20 protein-coding genes are annotated in these 17937 nt (G+C 71.4%); 10 read left to right on the forward strand and 10 right to left on the reverse strand.

Features of this window, described 5'->3' with window-relative positions; all coding sequences use genetic code 11:
* Positions 1–1608 carry an FAD-dependent monooxygenase gene (locus VFV67_RS02470; protein ID WP_326466863.1) on the forward strand — a complete coding sequence of 536 codons (1608 nt, stop codon included), beginning with the start codon at positions 1–3 and terminating at the stop codon, positions 1606–1608.
* Here VFV67_RS02470 and VFV67_RS02475 read toward each other — a convergent pair.
* Together VFV67_RS02475 and VFV67_RS02480 are read right to left on the reverse strand one after the other, a co-directional pair.
* The gene (locus tag VFV67_RS02475; RefSeq protein ID WP_326466864.1) at positions 1589–1762 is read right to left on the reverse strand and encodes a hypothetical protein; all 174 of its coding nucleotides are present in this window, start codon (positions 1760–1762) and stop codon (positions 1589–1591) included. The genes VFV67_RS02470 and VFV67_RS02475 overlap by 20 nt on opposite strands.
* Before the next feature lie 340 nt (positions 1763–2102).
* Positions 2103–3668: a serine hydrolase domain-containing protein gene (locus VFV67_RS02480; protein ID WP_326466865.1), complete on the reverse strand. Its 1566-nt coding sequence runs from the start codon at positions 3666–3668 to the stop codon at positions 2103–2105.
* 143 nt (positions 3669–3811) lie between these two features.
* Between VFV67_RS02480 and VFV67_RS02485 the strand changes: the two genes are divergently transcribed.
* The 4 genes from VFV67_RS02485 (at position 3812) to hypE (ending at position 7750) form a co-directional block, all read left to right on the forward strand.
* Positions 3812–5158, forward strand: a complete 1347-nt coding sequence (locus tag VFV67_RS02485; protein ID WP_326466866.1) for a wax ester/triacylglycerol synthase domain-containing protein — start codon at positions 3812–3814, stop codon at positions 5156–5158.
* Positions 5159–5251: 93 nt separating this feature from the next.
* A complete protein-coding gene (locus tag VFV67_RS02490; RefSeq protein WP_326466868.1) occupies positions 5252–5512 on the forward strand; it encodes a HypC/HybG/HupF family hydrogenase formation chaperone in 261 nt (86 codons plus the stop codon).
* A complete protein-coding gene (gene hypD, locus VFV67_RS02495; protein WP_326466869.1) occupies positions 5509–6615 on the forward strand; it encodes a hydrogenase formation protein HypD in 1107 nt (368 codons plus the stop codon). The genes VFV67_RS02490 and hypD overlap by 4 nt, the downstream gene beginning before the upstream one ends.
* A gap of 73 nt (positions 6616–6688) precedes the next feature.
* Positions 6689–7750, forward strand: a complete 1062-nt coding sequence (hypE, locus tag VFV67_RS02500) for a hydrogenase expression/formation protein HypE (RefSeq protein ID WP_326466870.1) — start codon at positions 6689–6691, stop codon at positions 7748–7750.
* Between the two features lie 24 nt (positions 7751–7774).
* On the opposite strand, the gene VFV67_RS02505 is transcribed toward hypE, so the two are convergent.
* The 5 genes from VFV67_RS02505 to VFV67_RS02525 all read right to left on the reverse strand — a co-directional run bounded on the left by VFV67_RS02505 (position 7775) and on the right by VFV67_RS02525 (position 10267).
* The gene (locus VFV67_RS02505; protein ID WP_326466871.1) at positions 7775–7903 is read right to left on the reverse strand and encodes a hypothetical protein; all 129 of its coding nucleotides are present in this window, start codon (positions 7901–7903) and stop codon (positions 7775–7777) included.
* A 171-nt stretch (positions 7904–8074) separates the two neighbouring features.
* Positions 8075–8395 (reverse strand): hypothetical protein, encoded by a 321-nt coding sequence (locus tag VFV67_RS02510; protein WP_326466872.1) that lies wholly within the window; start codon positions 8393–8395, stop codon positions 8075–8077.
* Positions 8396–8421: 26 nt separating this feature from the next.
* The gene (locus VFV67_RS02515) at positions 8422–8943 is read right to left on the reverse strand and encodes a pyridoxamine 5'-phosphate oxidase family protein (protein WP_326466874.1); all 522 of its coding nucleotides are present in this window, start codon (positions 8941–8943) and stop codon (positions 8422–8424) included.
* Between the two features lie 113 nt (positions 8944–9056).
* A complete protein-coding gene (locus VFV67_RS02520) occupies positions 9057–9776 on the reverse strand; it encodes a YceI family protein (RefSeq protein WP_326466875.1) in 720 nt (239 codons plus the stop codon).
* Complete coding sequence (locus tag VFV67_RS02525; protein WP_326466877.1) at positions 9773–10267, reverse strand: nitroreductase/quinone reductase family protein; 495 nt, start codon at positions 10265–10267, stop codon at positions 9773–9775. The genes VFV67_RS02520 and VFV67_RS02525 overlap by 4 nt, the downstream gene beginning before the upstream one ends.
* A gap of 92 nt (positions 10268–10359) precedes the next feature.
* On the opposite strand from VFV67_RS02525, the gene VFV67_RS02530 reads away from it, so the two are divergent.
* On the forward strand, positions 10360–11259 hold the full coding sequence (locus tag VFV67_RS02530) for a TetR/AcrR family transcriptional regulator (RefSeq protein ID WP_326466879.1): 900 nt from the start codon (positions 10360–10362) through the stop codon (positions 11257–11259).
* Here the strand turns inward: VFV67_RS02530 and VFV67_RS02535 are convergent.
* The 3 genes from VFV67_RS02535 to VFV67_RS02545 are packed head-to-tail and all read right to left on the reverse strand — an operon-like array spanning position 11234 to position 14035.
* A complete protein-coding gene (locus tag VFV67_RS02535; RefSeq protein WP_326466881.1) occupies positions 11234–12649 on the reverse strand; it encodes an NAD(P)(+) transhydrogenase (Re/Si-specific) subunit beta in 1416 nt (471 codons plus the stop codon). The two genes, VFV67_RS02530 and VFV67_RS02535, sit on opposite strands and share 26 nt — an antisense overlap.
* Positions 12646–12942 (reverse strand): NAD(P) transhydrogenase subunit alpha, encoded by a 297-nt coding sequence (locus VFV67_RS02540; RefSeq protein WP_326466882.1) that lies wholly within the window; start codon positions 12940–12942, stop codon positions 12646–12648. Before VFV67_RS02540 ends, VFV67_RS02535 begins: the two co-directional genes overlap by 4 nt.
* Positions 12932–14035, reverse strand: a complete 1104-nt coding sequence (locus tag VFV67_RS02545; RefSeq protein WP_326466884.1) for an NAD(P) transhydrogenase subunit alpha — start codon at positions 14033–14035, stop codon at positions 12932–12934. Before VFV67_RS02545 ends, VFV67_RS02540 begins: the two co-directional genes overlap by 11 nt.
* A gap of 107 nt (positions 14036–14142) precedes the next feature.
* Here VFV67_RS02545 and VFV67_RS02550 point away from each other — a divergent pair, with 107 nt between their 5' ends.
* The 4 genes from VFV67_RS02550 to VFV67_RS02565 all read left to right on the forward strand — a co-directional run.
* Complete coding sequence (locus tag VFV67_RS02550) at positions 14143–14733, forward strand: 2-oxoacid:acceptor oxidoreductase family protein (protein ID WP_326466886.1); 591 nt, start codon at positions 14143–14145, stop codon at positions 14731–14733.
* On the forward strand, positions 14726–15979 hold the full coding sequence (gene porA / locus VFV67_RS02555; RefSeq protein WP_326466888.1) for a hypothetical protein: 1254 nt from the start codon (positions 14726–14728) through the stop codon (positions 15977–15979). The genes VFV67_RS02550 and porA overlap by 8 nt, the downstream gene beginning before the upstream one ends.
* A gap of 7 nt (positions 15980–15986) precedes the next feature.
* Positions 15987–16991, forward strand: coding sequence for a thiamine pyrophosphate-dependent enzyme (locus tag VFV67_RS02560; protein WP_326466890.1), 1005 nt, complete (start codon positions 15987–15989; stop codon positions 16989–16991).
* The coding region (locus VFV67_RS02565; RefSeq protein WP_326466892.1) for an FAD-dependent oxidoreductase at positions 16988–17937 on the forward strand (950 nt) is incomplete at its 3' end. The genes VFV67_RS02560 and VFV67_RS02565, both read left to right, overlap by 4 nt.

A 17937-nucleotide genomic window follows, 5' to 3' on the forward strand; every position in this document is an offset into this window, starting at 1 on the left:
ATGACCGAGCCGAACCCGCTCGACGTGCTGGTCGTGGGAGCCGGCCCAACCGGCCTGGCCCTGGCCGCCGAGCTGGCCGCCTTCGGCGTCCGGTTCCGCATCATCGACCGGCACCGCGATCGGGTGCAGGAGTCCCGGGCCCTGGCCATCCAACCGCGCACCCTGGAAGTCCTCGCCCGCCACGGCCTCGCCGACCAACTCGTCGCGGCGGGCAACCCCGCGGTCCAGCTGCACCTGCACACCCCGAACCGAACCGTGGCACTGCCCCTGTTCGACATCGGAATCGCCGACACCACCTACCCGTTCCTGCTGTTCCTGTCCCAGGCCGAAACCGAACTCATCCTCAGCGAGCACCTGTCCCAACAAGACGTCGCGGTCCAACGCGGCGTGGAACTCCTCGACCTCGACCCCGGCAGCGAGACGCTGACCTGCCGACTGCGCCACCACGCAGGCGGCCGAGAGGAGACCGTGCTCGCCCGCTATGTGGTCGGCTGCGACGGCGCCGGCAGCACCGTGCGCACCCGGGCCGGGATCGGGTTCACCGGCCACCCCTACCCGCAGACCTTCCTGCTGGCCGACCTCGACGCCGACGACCTCGACCCCGACGCGGTGCACACCTGGCTGTCCGACACCGGGATGCTGTTCTTCTTCCCCCTGCGCACACCCGCACCATTCCGGATGCTGGCCATGCGCCCACCCGACGACCCGCACACCCCGCTCACCCTCGACTACCTGCAGACCATCACCGACCGGACCACCGGCGGCCAGGTGCGCCTGCGGAATCCGGTGTGGCTGACCGAGTTCCGGCTACACAACCGCGGCGCCACCCACTACCAGACCGGCCGGATCTTCCTGGCCGGCGACGCCGCGCACATCCACAGCCCGGCCGGCGCCCAGGGCATGAACACCGGCATCCAGGACGCGGTCAACCTCGGCTGGAAACTCGCCCTATCCACCCGAGGCACCAACACCGCCCTGCTGGACAGCTACCAGCCCGAACGCGCCCCGGTCGGCCGCGCGGTACGGCGGATGAGCGACCGCGCCTTCACCATCGCCACCACCCGCAACCCGCTCATCCGCTTCGCCCGCACCCACCTCGTCCCCCGCATCGCACCCCTGGCCCTGCGCACCCGGCTGCGCGGCACCGGGTTTCGCACCATCGCCCAACTCACCATCGACTACCGGCACAGCCCGCTCAGCACCACCGGACCCACCCCACCACGCCGCGGACCGCGACCCGGTGACCGGCTCCCCGACGCCCCCATCACCATCGACGGGCAGCCCAGCACCCTGCATGCGGCCACCGCCGCCCCCACCTACCACCTGCTGCTCTGCGGCCCCGCCACCGCCTGGAACTCGAATGCCGCCGACCAACTGCGCACCGCGTGGCCCGGATTGATCACCACACACCGACTCGGCCACCAGACCGCCCAGGATGTACTGCACGATCCCGACGGCACCGCGCTACGCCGCCTCGGCACCGACCCCGACACCCCGGTGCACTACCTGATCCGCCCAGACGGACACCTCGCCTACCGCAACCGCGGCACCGACCTCACCGGCCTGCACACCTACCTCGCCCACTGGCTCACCGCCACTGATCCATAACCACGGCGGCAGCGAGCAACTCGCCGCCGGCCACGCCCATGATCGCCGCGATCACGCCGATGCCGAATCCCGCCACCACACCGGCGACCGCCTGCACGGCGGCGGGCAGGATGAGCGTGCCCAGCGCGGTGAGATGGGTCATCACCAGCGCCACCCTGCTCTGCGGCCAGCGTACCTAGCACCGGTCCTGAGGAGGCGAGTCCCCGCAGGTAGATAACCGTCCGAACGGGACCATTCGCTGTTGCTGACTCGCCTAAATGGCCTGGCGGTGTCAGGCGCCGGTGGAGTTGCTCCGGGTAGCGATAACGACATCGTGTAGCTCATCGCGTTGCGTTTGGCCGGTCGATGGTCAGGGTGGCCGGCCCCCGTTTGTCGGCAGCCGCGGATACTCCGTCACCGGGCCGCGGTTGCCGTCGTGGCTGACCCGCAGGTAGTTGCAATCTCCCGCCCCTGATGAGGGGACCACCCCGGCCAGCCCCCGATCACGTGCTGGATCAGACGGCGGCGTTGTGTGTGCTCGTCCTGGGACTGCCGCCCGCCGGGACCGTCGGTTGTGCGGCAGGGCGGTGACGGCGGTGCCGGCGGTGCCGGCGGGTGGCGAGGGCGGCGAGGGCGGCGAGCGTGCCGATGACCCAGAGTCGGGGGTTGGTGGCGGGTGGTCGCTTGTGCAGGGTCAGGGGTAGCAGGTCGAGGTGAACCTTGTCGGGGGTGAAGAGGATGCGGGCGGTGCCGATGCCGTAGCGGGTGAGGTCGATGCGGTAGGCGTAGGGGTCGGTGGGGTCGTCGGGGTGCAGGGCGAGGCCGCGGTAGAGGGTGGGGATGGGGGTCAGGACGCGGAGCCGGAGTTGGTCGCCGCGGGTGAAGACCTCGATGCCGGCGCCGACCATTTCGCGGGCGCGGGCGTCGGTGAGGCGGGCGGGTAGCTGGTACCGGCCGCACAGCTCGGGCCAGATCTCGGGGTGGTGCGGGCTGTCGGTGCGGATCGCCTCGCCCGGAACTCCGAGCAGGTGGTTGAGCAGAGCGGCGGTTTCGCCGGGGAGCCAGAGCATGGCCGCCCTGGCTCCGTTGGTGAAGGCCATGACGGCGAGTCCGGCGTCGGGTGCGACGAAGATCTGTGAGTTGAAGCCGGGCAGGATGCCGCCGTGTTCGACGATCGCGTGGCCGCCGGTGGTGCCGCGCCAGAACCCGAGCCCGATGCCGGGGATGCGTGGGTCGGGTTGGTAGTGGGGTTCGAACATGGTGGCCAGCGTGGCCGGTTTGAGCACCTGGCCGAACTCGTTGGCTCCGCCGCCGAGCAGTGCGGCCAGGTAGCGGGCCATGTCGCGGGGGGTGGAGTAGACGGAGGATGCTGCCGCGGGCACCATCTCGTAGTCGGCGACCGGCGTGGGACCGTGGGGGCCGAGGGTGTAGCCGGTGGCCAGGCGGTCCTTGATGCGGGCGGAGCGGACGAGGTCGGTGTCGGTCATGCCCAGAGGTTGGAAGATGTGCTCGCGGAAGTACCGGTCGAGCGGTTCCCGGCTGACGTCCTCGACGATCTGGCCGAGGGTGGCGAAGCCGTGGTCGGTGTAGACGAACCTGGTACCCGGCTCGGACTGGACGCGCAGCCGGCCCCGGTAGTACTCGGTCAGTGCCGGCACCGGTGTTCCGGCCGGCACGGTCTCCCCGAACAGCCGGCGGAGCAGGTCGCTGGGATGGACGACCTCGGGGATGCCGGACGTGTGGGTGAGCAGCTGGCGCACGGTCACGGGCCGGAAGACGGCCTTGGCGGGGACGAGCCGGTAGGCGCGCAGATAGTCGGCGGCGGGGGCGTCGAGGTCGATCAGGCCCTGCTCCCACAGTTGCACGACGGCGATCGCGGTGACGGTCTTGGTGATCGAGGCGATCCGGAAGACGGTGTCCTCGGTGACGGGCGCGCGCGAGTCGATGTCCGCGACCCCGTGGGCGTGGAAGTACTCCAGGGATCCGTTGCGCACGACGCCGATCGCCAAACCGACGGCGGGACGGCGGTTGAGGATCGCGTTGACCCTGGCGGTGATCTCGAGCTGGTCGGTCTCTGACATGGCTCCTCCTGGTAGGTCCAGCACCGACGCTGCTCTGTCGCGGGCGCGGGGAAAGGAGTCGATCGGCTCGTGCCGGCGGGTCGAACGTCCCTGGCTTTGCCTGCCAGTGAGCCACACGCTGGCGGGGAAAGGGGGTGCCGGTGATGGAGCGACTCGGCGCCGAGGATCTGCTCATGCTGTGGCCGGATGCGGCCTGGCCCCAGGAGATCGGTGCGGTTGCCGTGCTCGACGGCGCGGCCCTGTTCGACGCTGGCGGCCGGTTCCGGATCGAGGCGGTGCGGGAAGCCGTCCAGGCCCGCCTGCACCTGGCCCCACGGTTGCGGCAGGTGCTTGCGGTGCCGCGGCGCGGGCTGGGCGGTCCGTTGTGGACCGATGCCCCGGCCTTTGACATCGCCCAGCATGTGCGGGTTGTCCCACTCACGGCGCCGGGCGACGAGGGCGCGCTGCTGTCGGCGGTCGAACGGCTGCGCCGCCGCCGGTTGGACCGCTCGCAGCCGTTGTGGCAGCTGTGCTTCCTGCCGGGCCTGCCCGGGCGCCGGGTCGGCCTGTTCGTCAGGCTGCACCACGTCGTCGCCGACGGAGTCGCGGGAATCGCCACCATCGGCGCCCTGCTCGACACCGCTACAGTGGCACCGGTCCCGCCGTGGGCGCCGGCACCGCAACCGGCGGCGTGGGAGCTGTTCGCCGACAACCTCCAGCGGCACAAGGACAAGCTGTGCGCGACGCTCGCTCACCCGGTGCGCGCCGGGCGGCGGCTGCGGGCCGCACCGCCGCCGGTGCCCACCGGAGCCGCGGCGCCCGCGACCAGCCTGAACCGCTTCGCCGGACCGGACCGATCGCTGGCTCTGGTCCGCGCCGATCTCAAGGCGGTCAAGCGGATCGCGCACGCGCACGGCGGCACCGTCAACGACGTGCTGCTGGCGGTCACCGCTGGTGGCCTGGCCGCGCTGCTGCGCGGCCGGGGAGAACGGGTCGACGGACTGACCCTGCCGGTCTACGTGCCGGTCTCGCTGCGCGCGGAACCGGACCGCGCTCGGGCGCGGGGAAACCTGATCGGGCAGATGGTGGTTCCGCTGCCGGTCGGGATCGCCGACCCAGGCCTGCGGCTGTACCGCATCGCCGCCGAGACCACCGTCCGCAAGGCGATGAGCCATCCCCCGCTGGGCAGCGCGTTCGGCGGCCGGATCGCCCGGCGCGCCCTGCTGTCCGTTCTGGACCGCTACCCGGTGAACGTGACCACGGCCGACCTGACCGGCCCACCTCGACCGGTCTCCCTGGCCGGGGCACGCCTGCTCGAGGTGTTCCCGATCCTGCCGCTGATCGCGAACGTCGCCCTCGGCGTAGGCGCACTGTCCTACACCGACCAGTTCGCCATCGCCGTGACCGCCGACCGGGACGCCTACCCCGATCTCGAGGTCTTCACGACAGGTCTGCGGGAGCAGTTCGCGCTGCTCGACCGGTCAGTCACGCCGGCGCGGCGCCGGAGCTGACCGGGGCGGTGCGGGCCGACCTGATCCATTCGGGACCTTGGTCTCTGCTGCGGTCCCCGGACGGCGTGCCAGCGTGTGGGTATGTGTCTTGGGGTGCCTGGGCGGATCCTCGATGTGGAGGTGCCGGCGGACCGGCCGGATCTACGGACCGGAACGGTGGACTTCGGTGGCGTGCGGCGCACGGTGTGCCTGGCCTACACGCCGGAGGCCGGGGTGGGTGACTACGTGATCGTGCATGTGGGGTTCGCGATCACAGTGGTTGACGAGGACGAGGCGGCGCGGACGCTGGCGGTGCTGCGGGCCATGCCCGGCGCGTTGGAGACCGAGCTGGGGCCGGAGGCGAGCGCGTCGTGAAATACCTGGCGGAGTACCGCGATCCGGAGCTGGCTCGGCGGTTGCTGGGTGAGTTGCGGGCGGTCGCGACCCGGCCGTGGGCGATCATGGAAGTCTGCGGTGGGCAGACGCACACCCTGGTGCGGCAAGGCATCGACGAACAGCTGCCGGCGGGGATCCGGATGGTGCACGGTCCCGGCTGCCCGGTGTGTGTCACGCCGCTGGAGATGGTTGACAAGGCGGTGGCGATCGCCGGACGGCCCGGGGTGATCTTCACAAGCTACGGGGACATGCTGCGGGTGCCGGGCACGACCGGGGATCTGCTGGGGGTGAAGGCCCGCGGTGGTGATGTCCGGGTGGTGTACTCGCCGCTGGATGCGGTGCGGATCGCGGCGGAGCACCCGGACCGGCAGGTGGTGTTCTTCGCGGTGGGGTTCGAGACCACCGCGCCGGCCAACGCGATGGCCGTGCTGCACGCGTCCCGGGCCGGGCTGGCGAACTTCAGCATGCTGGTCAGCCATGTGCTGGTGCCACCGGCGATCACCGCGATCCTGGACGCGCCGGACAACGAGGTGCGGGCATTCCTGGCCGCCGGGCACGTGTGCGCGGTGATGGGCTTCACCGAGTACGAGCCGATCGCCGCCCGGTACCGGGTGCCGATCGTGGTCACCGGGTTCGAGCCGCTGGACCTGCTGGAGGGGATCCTGATGGCCGTGCGGCAGCTCGAGACGGGCCGCGCGGCGGTGGAAAACCAGTACGCCCGCGCCGTCCGGCGATCGGGCAACCCGGCCGCGCAGGCGGCGGTGGCCGAGGTGTTCGCGGTGACCGGCCGGGCCTGGCGCGGAATCGGACCGATCCCGGCCAGCGGGTTGCGGCTGGCCGGGGCGTTTACCGACTTCGATGCCGAGACCCGGTTCGCCACCGGCACGATCGCGGTGCGGGAGAACCCGGAGTGCATCGCCGGGGCGATCCTGCGCGGCACCAAGGTCCCCACCGACTGCACCGCCTACCGGGTGCGCTGCACGCCGCGTACACCGTTGGGCGCGCCGATGGTGTCCAGCGAGGGCACTTGCGCGGCCTATCACAACGCCGGCCGCCGGCCGTCCACCGTGGCGGAATCATGAGCGAGCTTGCGAGCGAATCAATGTCACAGGGCGTCCGCTCGCGGCGGATCCGAGCCTGCGAGGAGACGGCCTAATGAGCGAGCTTGCGAGCGAGTCGTCGACCGCGTTCAGCTGCCCGATACCCCGTACCGAGACCGAGGTGGTGCTGCTCGGGCACGGCTCCGGTGGCCAGCTCATGGCCGAGTTGCTCGGCGAGGTCATCACGCCCGCGCTGGGAATGCACGGCCCACTGGAAGATGCCGCGGTGCTCGATCTGGACCGGCCGGAAGTGGTGGTCAGCACGGACAGCTTCGTGGTCACGCCTCGATTCTTCCCTGGTGGGGACATCGGTTCGCTGGCCGTGCACGGCACGGTCAACGACATCGCGATGCGCGGCGCCCGGCCGGTCGCGCTGACCCTGTCCTACCTCCTCGAGGAGGGTCTGCCGCTGGCCGACCTGCGCCGGATCACCGACTCGGTGGCCGCCGCCGCGGCGGCCGTGGGTGTGCCGGTCGTTGCCGGCGACACCAAGGTGGTCGGGCGCGGCGCGGCGGACGGGATCTACCTGACCACCACGGGCATCGGGGTGCGGCTGCCGGGTGCCGAGGTGAGCGCGGCCGCCGGTCGCCCGGGGGATGTGGTGCTGCTGTCCGGCGCGATCGGCCGGCACGGCACGGCGATCCTGGCCGCCCGGGAGGATCTGGGCTTCGCCGGTGACCTGAGCTCGGACAGCCAGCCGCTGCACGGCCTGGTGGCGGCCATGATCGCGGCCGGTGGCCCGGCCGTGCACGCGCTGCGCGATCCCACCCGCGGCGGTCTGGCCAGCGCGCTCAACGAACTCGCCGCCGCCGCGTCGGTGGCCATCGAGATCACTGAAGCCGAGCTGCCCGTGCCGGCGCCGGTCGCGTCGCTGTGCGACCTGCTCGGTCTCGATCCGTTGCACGTGGCCAACGAGGGCTGTCTGGTCGCGCTGGTCGCGCCGGACCACGCGGACGCCGTGCTGGCCGCGATGCGCGCCCTACCCGAGGGTGCGGAGGCCCGGGCGATCGGGCGGGTGACCGCCGACCCGGCCGGATGGGTCACCGCCCGCACCCTGGTCGGCTCGTCGCGGATCGTCGACATGCTGGTCGGCGAGCAACTGCCACGCATCTGCTGACGCCACGCCGGACGGCGGTGCGGTCTACCGCGTGCGCGGCCGGCGGTGCAGCACCGTGGCCAGCACGCCGATCACGATCGCCATCGGGATGAAGATGGCGCCGAACCCGGCCGTCGCGAGGGTCAACCCGATCGCGATCACCAGGGGCAGCACCCATCCCACCAGGATCCAGCCGTGATCTGCTGGCGGGCGAACAGGACGATCATGCGGGTAACCGGTCATGGCAACCTACCTGGAGCCTCAACGGGACTTGACTCGTCCACGATGGACCCCGCACCGTGACGGCCGCCACCGACCAACGTCCCGGCCCGGCACCGCCGATGGTCACCGATCCGGGACCGGTGCGGCGGTCTGATCATGCTGGTAGGTCTCGACCTGCGGGGGTTCGGCCAGCAGGTCCCGCCACCGCCGCAGGTAGTCCCGCATGGTGGGGTCATTGTCCACTCTGGCCTGGTCGCGGTCGTGGGTGTCCTGGTCGACGTAGGCCACGACCTCGATGAACCGGTCCGGGTCGGCGGCGTTCCACATCAGCCGGACCCGAATCCCGCCCGGCTGCTCGTAGAACGGGATCGCCTCACGCAGAAACGCGACCAGATCAGCATGTCGGCCCGGCGCCACTCGCCCCCGCAGATGCAGCTCCAACATTCGCGCCACGCTACCGTCCGGACGGATCAGCCGCTGCCCACCGGGACCGTGGCCCGGGCGGCGGCCGGGTGACGCATCCGTTGCAGGGACACGCCGATCCCGTAGGTGACGAACCGGCCTTCCGGCGCGATCTCGACGATCGTCGACGATGCCCGGCCCTCGGCCGGCAGCAGGCGCGCCAGCCGACCGGGCAGTGCGCCGATCTCTGGTTCGCCCGCCGGACGCACGGTCGCGGTGCCGTGGAAGCTGATCGTGGCCGGCGGAATGGGCATCAGCAGCGACAGCAGGCCGCCCCGGCGCACCGGCACGGTCACCGCGACCCGCCCGCCGACCGCGATGTGCCTGGCCTTCCAGCTGTCCGTGGCGACAACCACGTACAGCCGCCGCCCTTCCGCCGCGTACAGCACCCCGCTCGACCGCGGGTCACCGGCCGGCGTGCGATAACTGATCACCGCGAACGACGACCGCTGGAGCTGCCGCCACACCTGGGTAGCGGTCAGCTGTGGTCCGCGCGTGGGGATCCCAGGCCGCGTGTCCGGTGTCGTCATGATCCCTCCTCGGTCCTGGTTGGATGTGGCTCCAGTCCAGCGCGGCCAACAGCCGATCGCCACGGCCGAACGTCCCCGGGTGCCGTGCCGAAGGTCAGGCACAGCAACGGGATTCACCGGTGGTGCAGGGTGAGGAGGAACTCGGCAGTGCCGTGGTCGGCGAGGGAGCCGAGCGGGCCGCAGCCGGTGGGGCTGGGGATGTTCCACTCGGCGAAGGTGGCCGGGAACGAGCCGGCGGCCTGCAGCGTGTCGCCGTCGCGGCGGGCGGTGACGGTGAGGCTGACCGGGTGAGTGATGCCGCGCAGGGTCAGTTGGCCGGACGCGGTGCTGGTGGTGGTGCCGCCGGCGGTGAAGGCCGGGTCCATGGTGATCGGCTGGGTGAGGGTGATGGTGGCCTGCGGATGGTGTTCGGTGTCCAGACTCAGCGCGAGTTGGGGGGTGACCTGGCCGTTGCTGGTGATCGTGGTGAGGTCGACGCGGAAGTCGGCGGCGGTGATCTGGTTGCCGGCGACGGTCAGGGTGCCGGTGACCGCGCGGGTGCGTTGGACGACGTCGGCGGTGACGAACAGGACGGCCTGCTGGATGCGGAACCCGGCTTCGGATCCCTCGGCCACGTCCCAGGTTCCCTCGAGCGCGCCGGCCGGCGTGTTCGCCGGTGTCGCCGGCAGCGCCAGCGGGGCGGGAACGGGTGCGAGCTTGACGTAGAGCACCACCGAAGCCACGAGGAGCACGACGACGGCGGTGAGGCCGATGAGGATTCGTCGACCCCAGCGCCGCTTGCGCGCCGGACGGTCACCGGTGGTCGGGGTGGTGGAAGCGGTCGTGCTGCTCATATCGGCCGTCCTTGGTCGTGGTGGTCGGAGAGAACCTGGAAGACGGGGTAGCTGGCGGCGATGGCGTCGAACTCGGCCAGGGCCGCGTGCCGGTCGACCGGCAGGTGCGGGCGCGCGCCGGGCACCTTCGCCAGGTAGCGCTTGAGGATCGGGGCCCGGTCGGTGACCGGCACCTCGGTCAGCCGGCAGGCCAGGGCCTGGCGGCGGCGCAGCACCACCAGACCGTCGGCGGCGCGGACGTTGCGGACCCAGTCGCACCGCTCCCCGAGCATCGACACCAGGTACCACCGGCCGTTCCAGTCGGCCATGCCCAAGGGGAACCGGGCCAGGCGTCCGGAGCGGCGGCCGGGCACCTCGAGCGTCACCCAACGGCGGGGCAGCAGCCCCAGGGCGTGCACCCGCGCCCAGAACCGGGCGAACCGGCGTGCGGTGGTGTCACCTCGGCCGCCGTCGTACATGGCACGCAGGCGCTCGGCGGAATAGGGCCACATGGTCCGCCTCCTCTCGCGGGGCTCCCCCTACACTTATGTCAGACATGAAACTTGAGACACAGAGTCCAAAGTCCCAATGCGGGAGGGTCACGATGCGGGATGGCACGCCGGCCCCTACCGGCCTGGGCCGCAGAAGCAGGCGCCTTTCCGAGGAGGAGACCGAGCGGAGGATGCTCGACGCGGCGCTGGCCATGGTCAACCGCACCGGGCTGACCGTGAGTCTGGACCATCTCAGCTTCGAGGACGTCATCCGCGAGGCAGGCGTCGCTCGCAGCGCGGTTTACCGTCGCTGGCCCTACAAGGACCTGTTCTTCACCGACCTGGTCGCCGAGCTGGCCAGGGCGGCGATCCCCTCCCCCGCCGACAACGCGGCGATACTCGCACTGATCAGGAAGATCGTGGCCGACCACGCCGACCGGCTGGCCACCGCCGAGGGACGCCACGGCGTCGTGCTCGAGCTGTTCCGCCAGGCTGCGCTGCACGACTTCCAGACGCTCCACGGCTCTGCGCAGTGGCGCACCTACCTCGCCCTGCACGCGACCTTCGACAGCCTCGCCGACGGCCAGCTGCGCGACCAGATCCGGCGCACCCTGGCCGAATCCGAACACGGCTTCATCACCCGGGTCGCCGCCGCCTGGCGACAGGTCGCCGAGCTGTTCGGCTACCGCCTGCGCCCCGAACTGGCCGTCGGCTACGACACCATCGCCACCCTGGCCAGCGCCACCGCCCGCGGCCTGATCCTCATGGCGCTGTCCACCCCCGACCTGGCCACCCACCAGACCACGGCAAAACCTTTCGGAGCGGCCGAAACCCGCGACTGGTCACTGCCCGCACTGGGCCTGGCCAGCATCGCCTCCGCCTTCCTCGAACCCGACCCCACCGTCAGCTGGACCGACGACCGGATCGGCGCCATCCGGCACTCGATCGACGACCTGCAACTGCCCGGTCCAGCGGACCCGACCGCACCTACCGCCGGCCCGCCAGGGTCTTGAGCGCCGCCAGGAGCGATACAGCGGCGTTCTTGGCGTCGGCGAAGAGCATGGCGGTCTTGGGATTGGTGTACAGCTCGTTGTCGATGCCGGCGTAGCCGTGGCCCATCGAGCGTTTGATCACGATGATGCTTCTGGCCCGGTCGACGTCGAGGATCGGCATGCCGGACACGGCGTTACCCGGCCGGCGGGCGGCGGGGTTGGTGACGTCGTTGGCGCCCACCACGAGCGCGACGTCGGCGTGGGCGAACTCCGGGTTGATCTCGTCCATGTCCTTCAGTTGCGGGTAGGGCACGTTCGCGTCGGCCAGCAGCACGTTCATGTGTCCGGGCATGCGTCCGGCGACCGGGTGGATGGCGAAGCTGACCTCGACGCCCCGGGTCTCCAGGAAGCGCGCGAGCTCGCTGATCTCGTGCTGCGCCTGCGCAGCCGCCAGACCGTAGCCGGGCACGATGATCACCTTGCCGGCGTAGCCGAGCTGGATCGCGGCGTCCTCGGCGGTGGTCTGGCGCACCGGGCCGGAAGCCGAGCCCGCCACCGGACTCGGCGCGTCGCCGGTGCCGAAGCCGCCGGCCAGGACCGCGAAGACCGAGCGGTTCATCGCGTCGGCCATCAGCTTGGTGAGGATGCCGCCGGACGCGCCGACCAGTGCCCCGGCGATGATCAGCAGCACGTTGCCGATGGCGAACCCGGCCATGGCCACCGCGATCCCAGTGCACGCGTTCAGCAGCGACACCACGACCGGCATGTCCGCGCCCCCGATCGGCAGCACCATCATGACCCCGAACACCGCGGCCACACCGAGCACGACGGCGAGCGCGGCGACGCTGGCCGGGTCGGCGGCGAGCCACACCGCCCCGACGACGAGCACGGCCGCCAGCCCGGCGATGACCGCCCGCGCACCGGAGTACAGCAGCGGCCGGCCGGGCACCCATCCCTGCAACTTCCCGGCCGCGACAAGGGATCCGGTGAACGTCACGGTGCCGATCAGGATGTCGAGCGAACCCGCCACCGCGGTCGTCGCCGACACCCCGGCCGCCCGGTGCTCGATCAGGTCGACGGCGGCGAGCAGCGCGGCCGCACCACCGCCCACGGCGTTGAACAGGCTGACCAGTTGCGGCATCGCGGTCATTGCCACGGTCCGGGCGGCGTACAGGCCGGGCCCCGCGCCGGCCAGCAGCCCGGCGGCCAGCACGATCCATCCGGTCGCGGTCACGCCGCCCCGCGTGGCGAGCAGAACCACCGTGGCCAGCACCGCAGCCGCCATCCCCCCGGCGGAGAGCAGGTTGCCCCGCCGGGCGGTGGCGGGAGAGTTCATCTCGTGCAGGCCGAGCACGAAACACGCGGCGGCGCCCACATAGATCAGCCGGACCACCGACTCGACCGTGCTCATGACACGACCCCCGGTCGGGTCCGGAACATGTGCAGCATCCGGTCGGTGACCAGGTAGCCGCCCACCACGTTCATCGCGGCGAAGGCCACCGCCACGAACGAGAGCGCGTAGCCGGCCGGGGTACGGGCCTCCGCCGTGACCAGCATCGCGCCGATGAGCACGATGCCGTGCACCGAGTTGGCACCGGACATCAGCGGCGTGTGCAGGGTCGGCGGCACCTTGCTGATCACCTCGTAGCCGACCAGCAGGGCGAGCACGAAGATCGTCAGGTCGGTCAGCAGCTCAGCACTCATGGCGGAGCTCTCCTTCGTGCGCGACGACGATGGCGTCCTGGATCTCGTCAGTCAGGTCGATCCGCGGCTCGCCGCCGGGACACAGGTGGGCCAGGATGGCCAGGATGTTGCGCGCGTAGGCGGTCGACGCGGCGGCGGGCATCGTGGCGGCGAGGTTGCCGGCGCCGATGATCGTCACCCCGTCGACGACGACCGTCGTGTCCGGTTTGGACAGTGCGACGTTGCCGCCGAGCGGGCCGGCCGCCGTGTCCACCACGACCGAGCCAGCGCGCATCTCCTTGATCGCCTCCTCGGTCACCAGGACCGGCGGCCGGCGCCCCGGCACCCCGGCGGTGGTGATCACCACGTCCGCGTCGCCGATCGCGGTGCGCAGCGCCTGCTGCTGCGCCTCGCGCTCCTCGTCGGTCAACTCCCGGGCGTACCCGCCGGTCCCACCGGCATCCGGGCCGCCGGGCAGGTCGAGGAACCGGGCGCCGACCGACCGCACCTCCTCCCGCGCCTCGGGCCGCACGTCATAGCCGGTCACGACGGCGCCGAGCCGCCGGGCCGTGCCCATCCCCTGCAACCCGGCCACGCCCGCACCCAGCACCAGCACGCTGGCCGGTCGCACGGTCCCGGCGGCGGTGACCAGCATCGGGAAGTAGCCACCGTAGGCGTTGGCCGCGACCAGAACCGCCTTGTAGCCGACCACGGTCGCCTGCGAGGTCAGCGCGTCCATCGCCTGCGCGCGGGACAGCGTGCGCGGCAACAGGTCCAGGCTGACCACCGTCGCCCCCGTCCGAGCCCACGCGCGCAACTGCTCCGGCCGCTCCTGCGGCCGGAGCAGGCCGACCAGCAGTTGCCCGCGACGCGGTTCCAGGCCGTCGGGCGGGCCGACGCAGACGATCACGTCGGCCTCCCGGCAGATCTCGGTCCGGGAAGCCACCGCGGCTCCCTGGGCGTCATACGTACTGTCCGGGAAGTTCGCCCGCGCCCCGGCGCCGGTCTCGACGAGCACCTCGACGCCGGTCGCCGACAGCGTGGCGACCACCCCGGGTACCAGCGCCACTCGCCGCTCGCCCGGCGCCTGCTCCTTCAGCACACCGATCTTCATGGCTCCAGCCTCGTCAACGCCCCGGCTCCGACCAAAGGGTCCAAGGGCCGCACATGTGGGACCTTTGGTACCTGGAGCGCGGCCGGGCGCCGTCGTTTGATGGGTTCATGTTCGAGGTGCGCATACACGGTCGGGGCGGTCAGGGTGTGGTGACCGCCGCGGAGTTGCTGTCGGTGGCGGCGTTTCTGGAGGGCCGGCACGCGCAGGCGTTTCCCAGCTTCGGTTCGGAGCGCACCGGAGCACCGGTGGTCGCCTACTGCCGTATCGCCGATCGGGAGATCCGCACCCGGGAGCCGATCGTGGCGCCGGACGCGCTGATCGTTCAGGATCCGACGCTGCTGCATCAGGTGGCCGTGTTCGAGGGTCTTCGGCCGGACGGCTACCTGCTGATCAACTCGACCCAACCCGTTGCCGAGCTGGGTATCGGCGAGGTGACCGCGCGGTTGCGTGCTGAGCGGTTGCTCGTCGTGCCGGCAACCGCGCTGGCCCAGCGGATTCTGGGCCGGCCGGTGCCCAATGCGGTGCTGCTCGGAGGTTTCGCCGCGGCCAGCGGGGTCGTGTCGATCGATTCGGTGACCGCGGCCATCCGGGACCGGTTCTCCGGCCCGGTGGCCGAGCGGAACGTGGCGGCCGCCGAGGAAGCGTTCGGCTTCGTCCGCGGTGAGATCCAGGAGATCGGAGAGATCACTCATGCTTAGGCAGATCGAGGGATCGCGCGGGGTGGCCGAGGCGGTGGCGCTGTGCCGGCCCGAGGTGATCTGCGCCTACCCCATCTCTCCGCAGACGCACATCGTCGAGCAGCTCAGCGTGCTGGTGAAGTCCGGCGCGCTGGCCCCGTGCGAGTTCGTCAACGTGGAGTCGGAGTTCGCCGCCATGTCGGTGGCCATCGGCGCGTCGGCGGCCGGGGCCCGGTCCTATACCGCGACGGCCAGTCAGGGTCTGCTGTACATGACCGAGGCGGTGTACAACGCCTCCGGGCTCGGCCTGCCGATCGTGATGACCGTCGCGAACCGGGCTATCGGTGCGCCGATCAACATCTGGAACGACCACAGCGACTCGATGTCGGTTCGGGACAGCGGCTGGATCCAGCTCTACGCCGAGACCAACCAGGAGGCGCTCGATCTGCACATCCAGGCGTTCCGGATCGCCGAGGAGCTCTCGCTGCCGGTCATGGTGTGCATGGACGGGTTCGTGCTCACCCACGCCGTCGAGCGCATCGACGTGCCCGGCCAGGAACAGGTCGACCTGTTCCTACCGGAATACGAACCACGGCAGGTGCTCGACCCGGCCGATCCGGTCTCGATCGGCGCGATGGTCGGACCGGAGGCGTTCACCGAGGTCCGCTATCTGGCCCACGCCAGGCAGATCCAGGCCCTGGACCTCATCCCCGAGGTCTCGGCCGAGTTCGCCGGCCTGTTCGGCCGCGACTCCGGCGGGCTCGTCCGTCCATATAGGACGCAGGACGCCGAGACCATCGTGGTGGCGCTCGGCTCGGTCCTGGGCACCCTCAAGGACACCGTCGACGAGCGGCGCGCCGAGGGCGAACGGATCGGCGTGCTGGGCATCACCTCGTTCCGGCCCTTCCCACTCGACGCGGTCCGCGCGGCCCTGCTCGATGCCAAACGGGTCGTGGTGCTGGAACGCGCGTTCGCGGTCGGCATCGGCGGCATCGTCTCGGCCAACGTGCGGATGGCCCTGTCCGGTCTGCCGATGCACGGCTACACCGTGATCGCCGGACTCGGCGGCCGGGCGATCACCCGGGCCTCGCTGCGCGGCATGATCACCGACGCCACCGCCGACCGGCTCCCGCCACTGTCCTTCTTGGACCTCAACACCGACCTGGTGGAGCGGGAGCTCCACCGCACCAGGCAGACCCGGCGATCCGGGCCGATCGCGGAGAACCTGCTACGCGACATCGGCGCGATCGCGGCCCGGATCAGGTGAGGACGCCATGCCCGCACAGATGATCAAGTTCTATCAGACCGGAAGCTTCGCGGTCGGCAACCGGCTACTCGACCCCGAGGCGCGCAGCGTGCAGGCCGACCCGAACCGGGCCAACAGCATCACCTGCGGGCACCGCGCCTGCCAGGGCTGCGGCGAGGCCCTCGGCGCGCGCTACGCCCTGGACGCCGCCATGCGCGCCACCGGTAACCAGCTCATCGCGGTCAACGCCACCGGATGCCTCGAGGTGTTCTCCACCCCGTATCCGGAGACCTCCTGGCGGCTGGCCTGGCTGCACTCCCTGTTCGGCAACGCCCCCGCCGTTGCCACCGGCGTCGCCGCCGCCCTGAAAGCCAAGGGCCGCACCGACATCCGGGTGGTCGGCCAGGGCGGCGACGGCGGCACCGTGGACATCGGGTTCGCCTGCCTGTCCGGCATGTTCGAGCGCAACGACGACGTGCTCTACATCTGCTACGACAACCAGGCCTACATGAACACCGGCGTCCAGCGCTCCGGCGCCACCCCCGCCGCGGCCCGCACCGCGACCACCCAGGCCGTCGGCCCCGAGCCGGGAAACGCCTTCGGGCAGGGAAAGAACGCCCCGCTGATCGCCATGGCGCACGAGATCCCTTACGTGGCCACGGCAACCGTGGCCGAGCTGCGCGACCTGGAGTACAAGGTGCGGCGCGCCATGCAGTTCCGCGGAGCCCGCTACCTGCACGTGCTGGTGCCGTGCCCGCTCGGCTGGGCGGCCTCGGCGGCCGACACCATCCGGCTCGCCCGGCTGGCCAAGGAGTCCGGGCTGTTCCCGGTTTTCGAGGCCGAACGCGGCGAAGTCGTCGCCGTGTCCAAGATCCGCCGGCCGGTGCCGGTCGAGGAGTACCTGCGGCTGCAGGGCCGCTACGCCCACCTGTTCGGCGAGACCCCGAGCCAGGACGTCATCGACCGCATCCAGGCCGGCGCCGATCGCAACATCCGCCGGTTCGGCCTGCTCGACCAGGAGACCCAGCCATGAAGGACAAGCCGTTCGCCATCACCCTGGACGTGGGCTCCAGCCTGGCCAACAAGACCGGCACCTGGCGCACCGAACGACCCGTCTACCTCGACCTGCTGCCACCGTGCAACAACGCCTGCCCGGCCGGCGAGAACGTGCAGCGCTGGCTGTTCCACGCCGAGGAAGGCCACTACGAGCAGGCGTGGCGGCAGCTCATGCTGGACAACCCCTTCCCCGCCATCATGGGCCGGGTCTGCTACCGGCCCTGCGAGACAGCCTGCAACCGCGGACAACTCGACGAATCCGTCGGCATCAACTCCGTCGAACGGTTCCTCGGCGACCAGGCCATCCGACGCGGATGGACCGTCGAGGTGACCGCACCGCCGTCCGGCAAACGGGTCCTGGTCGTCGGCGCCGGCCCCTCCGGCCTCGCCGCCGCCTACCACCTCACCCTGCTCGGCCACGCCGTCACCATCCGCGACTCGGGCACCAGACCCGGCGGCATGATGCGCTACGGCATCCCCGCCTACCGGCTGCCCCGCGACATCCTCGACGCCGAGATCGACCGGATCCTCGCCATGGGCGTCACCCTGGAGACCGGCCGCACCGTCACCGACGTGGTGGCTGCCATGCGGGACGAGGGGTTCGACGCGGTGTTCCTGGCGGTCGGCGCGCACATCGGCCGCCGGGCCGACATCCCCGCCGGCGACAGCGCCCGCATCCTCGACGCCGTCTCGCTCCTCCGCGGCATGGAAGGCGACGAACGCCCCATGCTCGGCCGCCGCGTGGTCGTCTACGGCGGCGGCAACACCGCCATGGACGCCGCCCGCACCGCCCGCCGCCTCGGCGCCACCGACGCCGTCGTCGTCTACCGCCGCACCCGCGAACGCATGCCCGCACACGACATCGAGATCGAAGAGGCACTCGCCGAAGGCGTACGAATGCGCTGGCTGTCCACCATCGCCCG

The organism is Actinophytocola sp. (assembly GCF_035762905.1).
In the GTDB taxonomy this organism is placed as follows: domain Bacteria; phylum Actinomycetota; class Actinomycetes; order Mycobacteriales; family Pseudonocardiaceae; genus DASYTH01.

Coding starts and splice junctions, on each gene's coding strand:
- VFV67_RS02470 (WP_326466863.1), top strand. CDS start 1: ATGACCGAGCCGAACCCGCTCGACGTGCTGGTCGTGGGAGCCGGCCCA.
- VFV67_RS02480 (WP_326466865.1), bottom strand. CDS start 3,668: ATGTCAGAGACCGACCAGCTCGAGATCACCGCCAGGGTCAACGCGATC.
- VFV67_RS02485 (WP_326466866.1), top strand. CDS start 3,812: ATGGAGCGACTCGGCGCCGAGGATCTGCTCATGCTGTGGCCGGATGCG.
- hypE (WP_326466870.1), top strand. CDS start 6,689: ATGAGCGAGCTTGCGAGCGAGTCGTCGACCGCGTTCAGCTGCCCGATA.
- VFV67_RS02510 (WP_326466872.1), bottom strand. CDS start 8,395: ATGTTGGAGCTGCATCTGCGGGGGCGAGTGGCGCCGGGCCGACATGCT.
- VFV67_RS02515 (WP_326466874.1), bottom strand. CDS start 8,943: ATGACGACACCGGACACGCGGCCTGGGATCCCCACGCGCGGACCACAG.
- VFV67_RS02520 (WP_326466875.1), bottom strand. CDS start 9,776: ATGAGCAGCACGACCGCTTCCACCACCCCGACCACCGGTGACCGTCCG.
- VFV67_RS02525 (WP_326466877.1), bottom strand. CDS start 10,267: ATGTGGCCCTATTCCGCCGAGCGCCTGCGTGCCATGTACGACGGCGGC.
- VFV67_RS02530 (WP_326466879.1), top strand. CDS start 10,360: ATGCGGGATGGCACGCCGGCCCCTACCGGCCTGGGCCGCAGAAGCAGG.
- VFV67_RS02535 (WP_326466881.1), bottom strand. CDS start 12,649: ATGAGCACGGTCGAGTCGGTGGTCCGGCTGATCTATGTGGGCGCCGCC.
- VFV67_RS02540 (WP_326466882.1), bottom strand. CDS start 12,942: ATGAGTGCTGAGCTGCTGACCGACCTGACGATCTTCGTGCTCGCCCTG.
- VFV67_RS02545 (WP_326466884.1), bottom strand. CDS start 14,035: ATGAAGATCGGTGTGCTGAAGGAGCAGGCGCCGGGCGAGCGGCGAGTG.
- VFV67_RS02550 (WP_326466886.1), top strand. CDS start 14,143: ATGTTCGAGGTGCGCATACACGGTCGGGGCGGTCAGGGTGTGGTGACC.
- porA (WP_326466888.1), top strand. CDS start 14,726: ATGCTTAGGCAGATCGAGGGATCGCGCGGGGTGGCCGAGGCGGTGGCG.
- VFV67_RS02560 (WP_326466890.1), top strand. CDS start 15,987: ATGCCCGCACAGATGATCAAGTTCTATCAGACCGGAAGCTTCGCGGTC.